At 71.2% G+C, this 13,095-nt stretch carries 14 protein-coding genes; 8 read left to right on the forward strand and 6 right to left on the reverse strand.

Annotated elements, in window-relative coordinates:
* The first annotated feature begins 4 nt into the window (after nt 1–4).
* Both QSK32_RS29915 and QSK32_RS29920 read left to right on the forward strand, forming a co-directional pair.
* The gene (locus tag QSK32_RS29915) at nt 5–1,162 is read left to right on the forward strand and encodes a sensor histidine kinase (RefSeq protein WP_285473808.1); all 1,158 of its coding nucleotides are present in this window, start codon (nt 5–7) and stop codon (nt 1,160–1,162) included.
* A complete protein-coding gene (locus QSK32_RS29920) occupies nt 1,159–1,788 on the forward strand; it encodes a response regulator transcription factor (protein ID WP_045744244.1) in 630 nt (209 codons plus the stop codon). Before QSK32_RS29915 ends, QSK32_RS29920 begins: the two co-directional genes overlap by 4 nt.
* Nucleotide 1,789: 1 nt before the next feature.
* Here QSK32_RS29920 and QSK32_RS29925 read toward each other — a convergent pair whose 3' ends face one another.
* Nucleotides 1,790–2,272, reverse strand: coding sequence for an NADPH-dependent FMN reductase (locus QSK32_RS29925; protein WP_045744243.1), 483 nt, complete (start codon nt 2,270–2,272; stop codon nt 1,790–1,792).
* A 29-nt stretch (nt 2,273–2,301) separates the two neighbouring features.
* On the reverse strand, nt 2,302–2,799 hold the full coding sequence (locus tag QSK32_RS29930) for a flavin reductase family protein (RefSeq protein WP_245674067.1): 498 nt from the start codon (nt 2,797–2,799) through the stop codon (nt 2,302–2,304).
* A 220-nt stretch (nt 2,800–3,019) separates the two neighbouring features.
* On the opposite strand from QSK32_RS29930, the gene QSK32_RS29935 reads away from it, so the two are divergent.
* From QSK32_RS29935 to QSK32_RS29945, 3 genes are all read left to right on the forward strand, one after another.
* Nucleotides 3,020–3,556 carry a winged helix-turn-helix domain-containing protein gene (locus QSK32_RS29935; RefSeq protein WP_052720761.1) on the forward strand — a complete coding sequence of 179 codons (537 nt, stop codon included), beginning with the start codon at nt 3,020–3,022 and terminating at the stop codon, nt 3,554–3,556.
* Between the two features lie 251 nt (nt 3,557–3,807).
* Entirely contained in the window at nt 3,808–4,821 is a 1,014-nt protein-coding gene (locus QSK32_RS29940) for a S1 family peptidase (RefSeq protein WP_211275432.1), read from the forward strand.
* Between the two features lie 65 nt (nt 4,822–4,886).
* Nucleotides 4,887–6,038: a cytochrome P450 gene (locus QSK32_RS29945; RefSeq protein ID WP_045744241.1), complete on the forward strand. Its 1,152-nt coding sequence runs from the start codon at nt 4,887–4,889 to the stop codon at nt 6,036–6,038.
* Nucleotides 6,039–6,888: 850 nt separating this feature from the next.
* Here the strand turns inward: QSK32_RS29945 and QSK32_RS29950 are convergent.
* Nucleotides 6,889–7,914, reverse strand: a complete 1,026-nt coding sequence (locus QSK32_RS29950) for a hypothetical protein (RefSeq protein WP_285473809.1) — start codon at nt 7,912–7,914, stop codon at nt 6,889–6,891.
* A gap of 458 nt (nt 7,915–8,372) precedes the next feature.
* Here QSK32_RS29950 and QSK32_RS29955 point away from each other — a divergent pair, with 458 nt between their 5' ends.
* Complete coding sequence (locus QSK32_RS29955; protein WP_045744240.1) at nt 8,373–9,263, forward strand: serine hydrolase; 891 nt, start codon at nt 8,373–8,375, stop codon at nt 9,261–9,263.
* Here the strand turns inward: QSK32_RS29955 and QSK32_RS29960 are convergent.
* Genes QSK32_RS29960 through QSK32_RS29970 form a run of 3 tightly spaced genes read right to left on the reverse strand, consistent with a single transcriptional unit; the run spans nt 9,238 to nt 11,071 of the window.
* On the reverse strand, nt 9,238–9,813 hold the full coding sequence (locus QSK32_RS29960; protein WP_045744239.1) for a DedA family protein: 576 nt from the start codon (nt 9,811–9,813) through the stop codon (nt 9,238–9,240). The genes QSK32_RS29955 and QSK32_RS29960 overlap by 26 nt on opposite strands.
* Nucleotides 9,810–10,586 carry an MBL fold metallo-hydrolase gene (locus tag QSK32_RS29965; RefSeq protein WP_045744238.1) on the reverse strand — a complete coding sequence of 259 codons (777 nt, stop codon included), beginning with the start codon at nt 10,584–10,586 and terminating at the stop codon, nt 9,810–9,812. Before QSK32_RS29965 ends, QSK32_RS29960 begins: the two co-directional genes overlap by 4 nt.
* A complete protein-coding gene (locus tag QSK32_RS29970; RefSeq protein ID WP_045744237.1) occupies nt 10,583–11,071 on the reverse strand; it encodes a DUF1990 domain-containing protein in 489 nt (162 codons plus the stop codon). Before QSK32_RS29970 ends, QSK32_RS29965 begins: the two co-directional genes overlap by 4 nt.
* Nucleotides 11,072–11,136: 65 nt before the next feature.
* Between QSK32_RS29970 and QSK32_RS29975 the strand changes: the two genes are divergently transcribed.
* Nucleotides 11,137–12,084: a diacylglycerol/lipid kinase family protein gene (locus QSK32_RS29975; RefSeq protein ID WP_285473810.1), complete on the forward strand. Its 948-nt coding sequence runs from the start codon at nt 11,137–11,139 to the stop codon at nt 12,082–12,084.
* Nucleotides 12,081–13,085, forward strand: a complete 1,005-nt coding sequence (locus QSK32_RS29980; RefSeq protein WP_045744235.1) for a YihY/virulence factor BrkB family protein — start codon at nt 12,081–12,083, stop codon at nt 13,083–13,085. The genes QSK32_RS29975 and QSK32_RS29980 overlap by 4 nt, the downstream gene beginning before the upstream one ends.
* Nucleotides 13,086–13,095: the final 10 nt, after the last annotated feature.

Genomic DNA, 13,095 nt, shown 5'->3' on the forward strand with positions numbered 1-13,095 from the left:
CGTCATGGCCCGGCTGGTTCGCCTCCTCGACGTGCGGTCCACGCTGACCCGGGTGCTGCTGCTGAACGCGAGCGGCGTGGTCTACCTGCTGCTGGTCGGGCGGCAGGAGGGGCACACCACTCCCGGGGGCCTGCAGTGGGCCCTCGCGGTCGGGGCGTTCGCCGCCGGTCTGCTCTGGCATCGCCGGCCGACGGCCAACCTGACGATGCAGATCGTGCTGTTCACGGTGTCGTTGCGGGTGCTGGACGATCCGACGATCAGTCAGGTGGGCACCGCCTGGGCGCTTGCCGAGTTCACCGCGGTGCGCAGCGTCCGGCGGGTGGCGACGGCCTGCGGGGTGATCGCCGTCGGATATCTCGTCGCGGTGCTGCCGTCCACGTTCGACGCGATCACCGCGTCGGCGGCCGGACTGGGGATCAATCTCGGTCTGCCGGTGCTGATCGGCACGGTCGTCCGCACGAACCGCGAACTGGGTGTGCAGGCGGCCCGCCGGGTGGAGTCGGAGCAGCGTGCGGCCCGCGCCGACGAGCGCGGCGCGATCGCCCGCGAGCTGCACGACGTGGTCGCGCACCACGTGGCGTCGATGGTGCTGCGGGTCGGGGTGGCCCGGCACGTGTTGCCGGACGTCGATCCGCGTGCCGGGGAGGTCTTCGACGACGTGCACCGGACCGGCACCGCGGCGCTGGCCGACCTGCGCCGGCTGGTCGCGGTGCTGCGCGATCCGGACGGTGTCCGCGGTGACGCCGCGATGACCGCGATCGACCCGTCCGCGCTGCCCGCGACCCTGGACGGGGCGGTGGAGACGGCCCGGCGGGGCGGGGTGATCGTGGAGGCGGAGATCGATCCGGCGATCGCCGGGCTGGACGCGGTCCGTGGTCTGGCCGTGTTGCGCCTGACCCAGGAGGCGCTGACCAACGTGGCCAAGCACGCCGGGGAGTCGGCGACGGCCCGGCTGCGGGTCTCCCTCGCCGGCGGCGGCGATCTCGACTGGGAGGTGGTCGACGACGGCGGACAGAATGGGCCCACTCATGCGATCGAAGGCGGACACGGGTTGACCGGGATGCGGGAACGGATCGAGGTGCTGGGCGGGGTGCTCGAGGCCGGGCCCACGACCGGTGGCGGCTGGCGGGTGGCGACGGTGCTGCCGGGGGAGATCACATGATCCGGGTGCTGCTCGTCGACGATCAGCAGCTGATCCGGGCCGGTCTGCGGATGCTCTGTGACGCGGAGCCCGGCATGCAGGTGGTCGGCGAGGCCGGCGACGGCCGTGCCGCGGTCGAGCTGGCCGCCCGGCTGACCCCCGACGTGATCGTGATGGACCTGCGCATGCCGGGGGTGGACGGCATCACCGCGACCAGCCGGATCCTCGCCGCACGGCCGTCCGCCCGGGTGCTGGTGCTGACCACGTTCGGCGACGACGACCATCTGTACCCGGCGTTGCAGGCCGGGGCGTGCGGTTTCCTGCTCAAGGACGCGCCGCCGGAGGAGCTGCTCGGCGGGATCCGGCAGGCGGCGGCCGGGGACAGCCCGTTCAGCGGTGACGTGCTGCGCCGGCTGGTCCGGCGGGCGGTGGACGCGAGGCCGGTGCCGCAGCGCCGGGCCGAGGGCCTGACCGCCCGCGAGTCGCAGGTGCTCGACCTGGTCGGCGAGGGCCTGAGCAACACCGAGATCGCCGCGCGGATGCACATCGGGGTGACGACGGTGAAGACCCACATCACCGCGCTGATGGCGAAGACCGGCAGTGCCAACCGGGTCCGGCTGGCACTGCTGGCCCAACGGCCGACCTAGGTCACCAGTCGAGGGCCGCGGCGTACTTCGCGGCGATGGCGGGTGTCTCGGCGAGGTCGGCCTCGACGACCGGCAGGCCGGGGCGGACGGCGATGGCGCCGAGTTCGATCAGCAGCTGGCGGAGCAGCGCCTCCGCGGCGGTCGCCTGGGCGGCGGCCCCGGCGGTCACCACCGGCACCGCGAGTTTTCCGGCGAGGGCGTTCGCCGGCAGCCGGTCCAGAAGCACCTTGAGCACGCCGGTGTAGCTGCCCTTGTAGGTGGGGGTGGCGATGACCAGCAGGTGCGCACTGGTCAGGGCGCCGACCGCAGCCCCGGTCGCCGCGTCGTCGGCGACCAGCAGGCCCGGTCCGAGGTCGCCGGCCTCGACCACCTCGGGCCTCGGCGAGCCGAGCCGGCCGGCGATGGCCTCGCCCACCGCCACGGCCAGCGCCGATGTCCGTGACCCGGCGCGCGGGTTGCCGGACACCACCACGATTCCCGTCATGTCAACGATGCCTCTCCATGGGTCCGGGCCTATGCGGCCCGGCGCAGATGCGTGTAGGTCCCGTCGTGGTAAACCAGCGGCGTGGCCAGGTCGTCGTGCACCGATCCGGTCTCCGGCGCGGCCAGCACGATCGTGTGATCGCCGGCCTCGACCCGGCGGACCACCCGGCAGACCAGCCGGGCGAGCACCCCGTTGATCAGCGGCACGCCCTCCGGACCGGTCTCCCAGTCCCCGTGGGCGGCGAAGCGGTCGATGTCGCGGGTGGAGAAGGTCCTCGCGACGTGCTCCTGCTCCTCGGTGAGCACGTGCACGGCGACGACGTCGGCACCGGAGACGGCGGGCCAGGCCGAGGCGGTGTGCGCCAGGCAGAACGACACCAGTGGCGGGTCCAGCGAAACCGAGGTGAACGAGGTGGCGGTGAACCCGGCCGGCGGCTCGCCGGGTGCGGTCACGACGACGACGGCGGCGGCGTGGCGGCGCAGCAGGGATCGGAAGAGATCGGCGTCCACGAGTGAGCTGACGGTCACGAGGTCCCCCCAAGGGTTGCTTTCTTCGACCATCTGTCCTGGGTCAGGTGCTGGTCAACGCTGGCTCATATCCTAGTGAACTGATGGGAGATTGCCGATGTCTTCCGGTATGACACCCGCCACTGGAACCGATATACCTATCTAACAGATAGGAAATGTATCCTTGCTGTGCGCCGTATGCAATGCGGCGTGCCGTCCTCCACCGTCCTGAGGGGTTGTCATGTCCGCTCTCGCCGTCGCACACCCGCACGCCACCTATCCCCGGCCGGTCCTGTTGCGCCCGGTGCCGGACCCGCCGGACTCCACGCCGGAGAGTGAGGCCCCGGTCACCGTGACGATCAGCATCGCGGGCGGCGCCGGCGGCCGGGAGCGGGTGCTCGCCGCGCTGCGGGAGCTGGTCGACGCGGCCGGCGCCACGGCGGCCGTGGAGGTGGGCGAGGTGGCCGTGTCGCCGGCCGGCTCCGAGATCCGGCTGGACCCGCGGGCCCGGACCGCGTTCCGCGGCGGCCGCCTGCTCGAACTCAGCCGCCTCGAGTACGACCTGCTGCTCTTCCTGGCCCGCCACCCACGTCAGGTGTTCAGTCGTACCCAGCTGCTGACCCACGTCTGGGGTCACCGGCACACCACCAACCGCACGGTCGACGTGCACGTCAGTCGACTGCGGACCAAGCTCGACGACCCGGAGCTGATCACCACGGTCTACGGGCTCGGCTACCGCCTGGCCGACGACGCGCCGATTGCGGTCGTCGACCGGTGATCGCGGGGTGTACGAGGTCCCGTGGTATGCCGTGGGCATAGCACGGGACAAATCTCGTTCATCCGGTATTCATCCCGAAAGGGTTATAGGCCAGAAAGTATGACGCTGCCATTCGTGCAGCTCAGCGCCCTCCTGATCTTCATCCATAGATCAACGTCAACCCTTGCGCCGAGATCGAGCGCTTTGAATACTTGCGAGCACGTGGATGCCGGACCGGTGTCCCCGCCTACCCGATCCCCCTGGGAGGAACCGTGCTCAACCCGAAGCTTCGCCGACCGATCGTCGGCCTGGCAGTCGGCATGCTCGTCGGCGGCGCCCTCGCCGCGTCGCCGGTCTCGGCCGCCCCCAAGGCCCCGGCACTCGACGCCTCCACCCTCGCCAGCTCCCTCGACACGCAGTTCGGAACGCGTGACGCCGGCTCCTACATCGACGGCGCCGGCAAGGTCGTCGTCAACGTCACCGACGCCGCCACCGCCGCCGAGGTCAAGGCCGCCGGGGCGACCCCGCGGTACGTGGCCCGCACCGGCGCGACCCTGGCCGCCGCGGACAGCAGCCTCAAGACCTCGCTGAAGACCCCCGGCACGGCGTTCGCCGTCGACCCGGTCAGCAACCAGGTCGTGGTCAGCGTCGACGAGAGCGTCACCGGCGCCAAACTCGCCGCGGTCGAGGCCATCGTCGCCAAGCTCGGCGACAACGCCCGGATCGAGAGCATCCCCGGCACCCTGAGCCCGAACATCGCCGCCGGCGACGCCATCTACACCGGCGGCAGCCGTTGCTCCCTCGGCTTCAACGTGCGCAGTGGCAGCACGTACTACTTCCTGACCGCCGGCCACTGCACCAACGCCGGCACCACCTGGACGAACGGCTCGGCGACCCTCGGCACCACCGCGGGCAGCAGCTTCCCGACCAACGACTACGGGATCGTCCGCTACACCAACACCAGCATCACCAAGACCGGCGGCTTCACCTCCGCCGCCACCCCGTCGGTCGGCGCGGCCGTCACCCGTCGCGGCTCGACCACCGGCACCCGCTCCGGCACGGTCACCGCGCTCAACAGCACGGTGAACTACTCCCAGGGTTCGGTCTCCGGCCTGATCCGCACCACCGTCTGCGCCGAGCCCGGCGACAGCGGCGGCCCGCTCTACCGCGGCACCGTCGCGCACGGCCTGACCTCGGGCGGCAGCGGCAACTGCACCTCCGGCGGCGTCACCTACTTCCAGCCGGTCGTGGAGGCGCTCAGCGTGTACGGCGTCTCGATCTTCTGATCCGGTTTCTCCGGACGGCCCCCGATCGCTTGATCGGGGGCCGTTCCCGTCTCCACAATCGACGGATGACCTCCGTCGACAGCAGTCGCAAAGTGGACCGCGGGCCGCGCGTACCCGGCTGCCCCGCCCACGCCGGAGCCGACGGCGTGTGGCACATCCAGGACCACGCGACCGCCCGGCAGTTCCTCCGGCACGCCGACACCCGCCAGGCCGGCCTCGGCATCGAGAACGCCACCCGCCTCGCCAGGTACATCCGGCTGCCGGTGCTCTACCGCGACGGCCCCGAACACCGCGAACACCGCCGGCAGACCGCCCGCTACTTCACGCCGAAACGGGTGGAGGCGTCCTACCGGGACCTGATGCACCGCTACGCCGACGAACAGATCGACGTCCTGCGCCGCCGCGGCGCCGCCGACCTGAGCACCCTCTCGTTCCATCTGGCCGTGGCGGTGGCCGCCGACGTCGTGGGCCTCACCGACAGCCCGCCCGGCATGGCCCGCCGCCTCGACCGGATGTTCGACATCCCCGCCCCCGGCGCAGGCCGCCTCACCACGATGCTGAACAACGCGGTCTTCCTCACGTTCTTCTGGCGCGACGTCCGCCCCGCCATCGCCGCCCGCCGCCGGCGACGCCGCGACGACCTGATCTCCCACCTGATCGACGAAGGCTGCAGCGCCGCCGAGATCCTCGGCGAATGCATCACCTTCGCCGCCGCGGGCATGGTCACCACCAGGGAGTTCATCAGCGTGGCGGCCTGGCACCTGCTCACCGACCCGGCGCTGCGGACCCGCTACACCGAGGCCGACAGAGCCGGCCGGCTCGCCGTCCTCCACGAGATCCTGCGGCTCGAACCGGTGGTCGGCGACCTGATGCGCCACACCACCGCCGACATCACCGTCGGCGACGTGACGATTCCCGCGGGCGCGAAGGTGGACGTCGGCGTGGCCGCCACCAACCTGGACCCCGCAGCGGTCGGTGCGGACCCGACGGCGGTCTGCCCGGGCCGCGCACTGGGCGAGGGCGTACCCGAGACGGGCCTCTCCTTCGGGGACGGTGCCCACCGCTGTCCGGGCGCCTACATAGCCCTGCAGGAATCGGACATCTTCCTGCACAAGCTGTTCGCGTTCCCCAACTTGCGCCTGATCCGCGAGCCGTCGGTCACTTTGCGTCCCGAGATCGCTTCCTACGAGATCAAAAACCTGACAATAGCCATATAAACCGCCATTTTGTACGCGTAAAGCCCGCCCGTTCGCAAGCCCGCCCGTGTACGCCTGCCCGCGCTCGCCCGCCCGTGCTCGCCCGTGTTCGCTCGCCCGCGCTCGCCCGCCCGTGCTCGCCTGCCCGCGTTCGCCCGCCCGTGTTCGCTCGCTCGCCCGTGTTCGCTCGCCCGTGCTCGCCCGCGCCCGCGTCGATCGCCGCAGCCCGCCCTCGGCCAGACCAACTCAATGCGAGCGGTTTTTCAGGCGCCCGGCCGTCGCCCAAGGTTCTGTCACGACGCCGGCAGCAACACCGACGACGGTGCGGGGTAGCCGGCCGTTACACGGGATCGCATTCAGTTCCCAGGCAGACCGTGGTCAACGGCCGAGTGGCCCGCGCCGTAGTTCACGGCTGTCCAGGAGTCGGAGTTCAGCCTTCAGCGATGGCTGGGCGGGTTGGGCCGTCGGTTACGGCTGTCCAGGAGTCGGAGTTCAGCCTTCAGCGACGGCTGGGCGGGTTGGGCCGTCGGATACGGCTGTTTTGGCGGCGAAGTTCAGCCCTCTAGGACGGCTGGGCGGGTCGGGCCGTCGGTTACGGCTGTCTGGGAGGCGGCGATCAGCCGTCAGCGACGGCTCGGGGTTGTCGGCCGGTGTTCTGGGTCGTAACGAGTTCACGGGTGGACCGTGGCCGACGGCTGGGCGGGGTGGACCGTGGCCGACGGCTGGGTCGGCTGGACCGTGGTTGACGGCTGGGTCGGCTGGGCCGTCGGTTGCGGCTGTGTGGGCGGCGGAGTTCGGCCGTCGGCGGCGGCTGGGCGGGTTGGGCCGTCGTCCGGGGCAGTTGCTGGGGCGGAGCCTGCAATACAGCTGGTCAGTCGTTGACCCGCTCCTCGCCGCGGCGGCGGAGCAGCTTCAGGCCGGGGAGGCCGGCGATGGCCAGGTGCAGGTCCTCGGTCACTTCGAGGAGTTTGTGCAGGTCGGGGCCGACCTGATCGAGTTTGCCGAGCAGGGGCATGACGTCGTCGACCAGGTGGTCGCGGAGGGCGGGCAGCTGATCGACCATGCGGATGGCGGCGGTCACCTCGTCGGGGGTGAGTTCGGAGACGAAGCGGGAGGCCAGCGGGGCGGCCTGCTGGAGTGTCGGGGCGTAGGCGTCGAGGAGCTCACCGGCCTGGGCCGCCGCCACGTCGGCACGCTCGACGACCGTCTGCGCCCGCCCGGCGACCGTGGAGGCGGCGGCGACGATCGTCTGCGCCTCGCCGGCCACGCCGGACGCTGTGGTGATCAGGGACTGGGCTTCGCCGGCCACGCCGGATGCTGTGGTGATCAGGGACTGGGCCTCGCCCGCCACGCCCGAAGCCGTGGTGATCAGCGACTGCGCTTCGCCCGCCACGCCTGCGGCGGTGGTCACCAGGGCGCCGGCGGTGGTGGTCAGGGCGGTCATCTCGGTGACTGCGGCGGTGGCCGTCGAGGTGAGGGCGTTCACGTCGGTCATCACGGTGGTGGCGTCGCCGACCAGTCCGGCGGCCGCGTCGGCGGTGAGTGACGTGCGGCGGATCAGTTCGGTGGCGGCGGCCGAGATCGCGGTGGCCTCCTCGACGGTGAGTGCGGCGGCGGTGGCGATGGCTCGGGCGTCGGCGACCGTCTGTTCGGCGGCGGTGACCGTCGTGGTGACCCGCCGGATCAGGTCCTCGGCCTGGGCGGTGGCCAGGTTGACCCGGTTGAGCAGCAGCTCCGCCTGTCCGACCAGGCCAACCGCGCGGACCGGGATGGTCGCGGCGGCGGCTGCCGTCTCGACCACCTGTCCGAGTGCCGTCCGGGTCAGGTCGGCCGCCACGGCGGGGACGGCCAGCGCGGCACGGGACAGCTGGACGGCTCGGGACAACAGAGATGCCATACCCCCATTCTGCTCTGTCGGCGCTCGTCGAAAACGTCGACGTTCACCGAAGACCGAGCCGAAGCCGAGCCGAAGCCGAGCCAAGACCGAGCCGAAGCCGAGCCGAAGCCGGGCCGAAGCTGGGCCGAAGCCGTGCTAAGACCGAACCGAGGCCGAGCCAAGACCGAACCGAAGCTGGGCCGAGGACCGAGTCGAGGCCGAGTCGAAGCCGGCCCAGAGGCCGAGCCGAGAGGAAGAGCCGAGGGACGAAGGCGGAGCCCTCACATAATGGAGCCAATGACGGCACTGGATGACTAACGGGATGCGGGACCGCATAGCGGTGTCGCCCTCGGAAAATCCGTGACGGAGGGTACCGGCTGCACGCCTATGGGTCGAAAGTTGGGAATCAACAGGCTTTCAGTGCCCATTCGGGGGCTTCGACACGGCAGTATGCATGGGTGCGGAGTACCCGGAATCTGATGTTGACGATTGCCGCCGTGGGCATCCTCGGGGGATCGGTGCTGGTGGCGAAGGGGATGATGGCCGGCGGCAGCGGCACGAACGCGCTGGCCGGCACGTTCCTCGACGCCCAGCCGTCGGCGTCGCCGACCCCGACCGGTCCCAGTCCGGAGGAGTTGGCCGCGATCGAGCGCGCCAAGCGTGTCAAGGCGCTCGACGCCGCGCTCAAGAAGTATGCGGCGACCGCCCCCGAGTTCTCGGTGGCCGTTTTCGACGGCGAGACCGGCGAGACGTACGCCTATCGCGGTGACGAGAAGTATGAGACTGCCAGCATCGTCAAGGTGCAGGTGCTCGCCTGTCTGCTGCTGACCGCGCAGGACGACGACCGCAAGGTCTCGGCGAGCGAGGACGCCCTGGCCAAGAAGATGATCAGGTACAGCGACAACGCCTCCACCACGTCGCTCTACGTGAAACTGGGCCGGATCCAGGCGCTGACCGCCTGCAACAAGCGTCTGGGGCTGACCCAGACCAAGGTGAGCAGTTCGTGGGGCTTGACGAAGACCACGGTCAAGGATCAGGTGAAGCTCCTCGAGGCGATCCACGACGAGGACGGCGAGCTGACCGATTATTCGCGCGGCTATGCGGAGAAGCTGATGGGTACGGTCGCCGACGATCAGGACTGGGGCGTGCCGGCCGTTGCCGCGGCGGGCGAGGAGGCCACCGTCAAGAACGGCTGGCTGCAACGCTCCACCGAGAAGAACCTCTGGATCATCAACTCGGTGGGCCGGGTCGAGGGCGACGACACCGACGTGTCGATCGCGGTGCTGTCGCACACCAACCAGACGATGCCGGCCGGGATCAAGCTGGTGGAGAAGGTCGCCAAGCTCACCCGGACGCATCTGAAGTACTGAGCGAGCGCTTGTTCCACCAGGTCAGCGCCTGGTTGACGATCAGGATCAGGACGACGGCCGCGATCACGCCCTGCCATGGTTCCGGGAAGATCGAGCCGCCGGCCAGGCCGATCGCGGCGTAGACGATCGACCACAGGGCGCAGGCCGGTGCGTTGGCGGTCACGAACGTACGCCAGGGCAGGCCGGCGAAGGCTGCGGCGAGCAGCACCGGGACCCGTCCGCCGGGGATCAGCCGGGACACCAGCAGGACCTGGACCTGCCGGGCCTGGAGGCGTTCCTTGACGACGGCGAGGCGTTCCTCGTCGCGCAGCCAGCGCAGCCGGCGGGCCAGTTGTTCACCCCCGAACCGGCACATCGCGTACATGACCAGGTCGCCGAGGTAGGCGCCGGCGGCTCCGGCGACCACCACCAGGCCGATCAGGGCTGGGTGTTCGTGCAGGGCCAGGGTGGCGGCCCCGCTGACCGCGGCGCCGGTGGGCACGATCGGCACGATCGCGCCGAATCCCACGACCAGCAGTAGCCAGCCGATCGCGACGAGAGCGTCGATCACCTGGCGGGCTCCACGGTCAGGGTCTCGCCGTGCGTCAGGACCCGGACCCGGGTGTCCGGGCAGGTGCGGGCCGCGTGTTCGGCGAAGCGGGCGCCCGGCTCGTCGAACATGTGCCGGCGGACCCGTCCCATGCCGATCGGCCAGAGTGTGCCGTAGTGCACCGGCACCGCCCAGGTCGCCTTGACCCGGCGTAGCGCCTCGGCGCCGTCGGCGGCGTCCAGGTGGCCGTGCGCGCCGAGGGTGGGGCCCCAGCCGCCGACGGGGATCAGTGCCAGGTCGAGGGGTCCGAGGTCGGACATCTCCTCGAACAGGCCGGTGTCGCCGGCGTAGTAGGTCCGGGCGGCGCCCTCGACGACGTAACCGATGGCGACGGCCCGGTCCCGGGACCACGGTCCACGGGCGCCGTCGTGCCGGGCGGGGACGGCGCGGACGCGTACCCCACCGACTTTGATCTCGTCGCCGGGGGAGACCTCGACGCACCGGTCGGCGGCTTCCGCGCCGAGTGCCTTGAAGACGAAGGCGCGGGCGCCGCGCGGGACGATCAGTGCCGGTTTGCCGGGGACCGCCTTGATCGAGGCCACGTGGAAGTGGTCGGCGTGCAGGTGGGACAGCAGGATGGCGTCCGGGGCGCCGGGCAGGCGGGGCGTGGGGCCGGCCATCCGCCGCAGGTGGGCGAGCCGGTCGGTGAGGACCGGGTCGATCAGCAGGCCGGCGCCGGAGTCGGCGAGCCATGCGGTGCTGTGCCCCCACCAGGTCACCGATGTCGTGCTCACGAGGCCACCGTACCCAGCCGGCGTAGGGCGAATCCGCACGCACGCGCGTAAAGGTGCTGGAATCCGACAGCTACCGGCCCGCCGAGGCGCATCAGGGTGCCGGCCGGCCGGCTGTACGCCACGACCGAGAACCACACCACGCCGTGCCTGTCCATCTCCACGGTGAACGACTCCTCGCCGGAGGCCGGGTGACCGGGGCGGGTCCCGTACCCGAATCCGAGGTCGGTGGCCCACACCACCTCGCAGGGGGCGCGCAGCGGCCCCATGCCGACCACGAGGCGTACGCCCGGGGCGGCCCGGACGGCGTCGGTGGTGATCCGCGCGCCGGTGGCCCGGTGCATCCGGAATGTCAGGATGGCCTCCCCGGCCCGTTGCAGGACCGCGGTGCCGCTGCCGATCCGGGTCCGATAACGCAGATGGCGATATCCGGTGGGCAGGTCGCCGGTGCGGGTGTGCCCGATCTCGGAGTAGGTCAGGTCTGTCACCCGTGCAGTGTGCGCCGGCCGCACGCCGGGTCGCCGAGCGGCCATGACTCCGGCACACTGAGCGCGTGAGTGGACCCCGCACCGCTGTTGTCGTCAACCCGGCCAAGGTGGCCGATATCGCACAGTTGAAGAAGGTAATCGGCGATGGCCTGCGGAAGGCCGGCTGGCCGGAGCCGCGCTGGTACGAGACCACCCCCGAGGATCCGGGTCGTGGTCAAGCCAAGCAGGCCGTGTCCGACGGCGCCGAACTGGTGTTCGCGTGCGGTGGCGACGGCACGGTGACCGCCGTGGTGACCGCGCTGGCCGGCACCGACGTGGCGCTTGCCGTGCTGCCGGCCGGCACCGGCAACCTGCTCGCCGCGAACCTGGGGCTGGGCACCGATCCGGCCACCGGTCTGCAGGTCGCCCTGGACGGCGGGCGCCGCCGGATCGACGTCGGCGCGATCGACGACCGGTGTTTCGTGGTGATGGCCGGGATGGGTTTCGACGCGCAGATGCTCGAGGACACCTCGGAGCGGGCGAAGAAGCACATCGGCTGGCTGGCGTACGTCGGCGGCGGCGCGAAGCACCTGCTGGACCGCCCGATGCGGGTGCGGATCCGGCTGGACGGCGGCGCGCCGATGCCCCGCCGCCCCCGCGCGGTGATCATCGGCAACGTGGGCCGTCTGCAGGGCGGGGTGCGGCTGCTCAAGAAGGCGGTGCCGGACGACGGCAAGCTGAACGTGGCCATCCTGAGCCCGAGCAACCTGGCGCACTGGATCGCCCTGGCCTTCGCGGTGGTCCGCAAGCGGGAGCGGGTGCCACTGATGGAGAGCTACACCGCATCACGTGTGGAGATCTACAGCAACCGGGCACAGTCCCGTCAGCTCGACGGAGATCTGATCTCGCCGGGGAAGGCCATGAAGATTCACGTACGCCCGAAGGCCCTGCTGCTCTGCGTGCCACAGCCGGACGCCGACCCGGACCTCGCCCACGACGCCGACGCCGTCGCCGAGCGGGCCCAGAACCTGTGAGCAGCACCGAACCCGTCCCCGAGACCCGGAGCATGTCCGGGGACGAGTTGTCCGCCGACGACGCCTTCCTGGCGCTGCGGCACTACGGGCGCTGGCCGCTGCTGCGGGACGCGTTCGTCCGGTTCCGGTACGGCGACGGTTTCAGCCACTCCCGGGCGTTCGCCCTGCAGCTCTGCCTGGCCATCGTCCCGTTCCTGATCGCACTGTCCGGTCTCGCCACCGACCTGGGTGTGGAGTCCGGCGGGCAGATCGTGGCGGACACCGTCATCGCGCTCACCCCGGGAGCGAGCGAGCCGGTGGTCCGCGAACTGCTCGTCGACACCGACGCGACCGAGGACGCCGGTGAGCTGGCGCTGACCCTCGGTCTGATCACCGGCCTGGTCGCGCTCACCCAGGCGATGGCGCAGGTCGAGCGGGGTGCGAACCGGATCTACGGGGTGGAGCGGGACCGGCCGGCCCACCTGAAGTACGCCCGGGCCACGGTCCTGGCGCTGCTGGCCGGCCTGCCCGCCCTCTTCGGTTTCCTGCTGCTGGTGGCGGGCCGGGCGGCCGGGAACTCGGCGGAGGAGCATCTCGGGTTGCCGCACGGCCTGCGGGTGGCCTGGGACGTGGTGCGCTGGCCGGTCAGCCTGGCCCTGATCGTCTTCGCGGTCGGGCTGCTCTTCGAGTACTCGCCGCGCCGCCGCCAGCCGGCCCTGTCCTGGCTGCTGTTCGGCGCGGTGGTGGCCACCATCCTGTGGTGGCTGGCCAGCCTGCTGCTCGCCGGGTACGTCCGGGTCAGCGACAGTTTCGGCGCCACCTACGGCCCGCTGACCGCGATCATGGCGTTGCTGCTGTGGGCGAACCTCACCGGGATCGCGTTCTTCCTGGGTCTGGCGTTCGCCGCGCAGCTGGAGGCGCGCCGGGTCGGTGCGCGGCCGGCGAAGGACGACGAGTGGAAACCGGAGCCGGACATCCCGTCCCAGCGACGGGACGGTGTATCGACCGAACCGTCCGGGTAAGAACGGCGCC

The organism is Actinoplanes sp. NBRC 101535 (assembly GCF_030269225.1).
GTDB classification, from domain to species: Bacteria; Actinomycetota; Actinomycetes; order Mycobacteriales; family Micromonosporaceae; genus Actinoplanes; species Actinoplanes rectilineatus.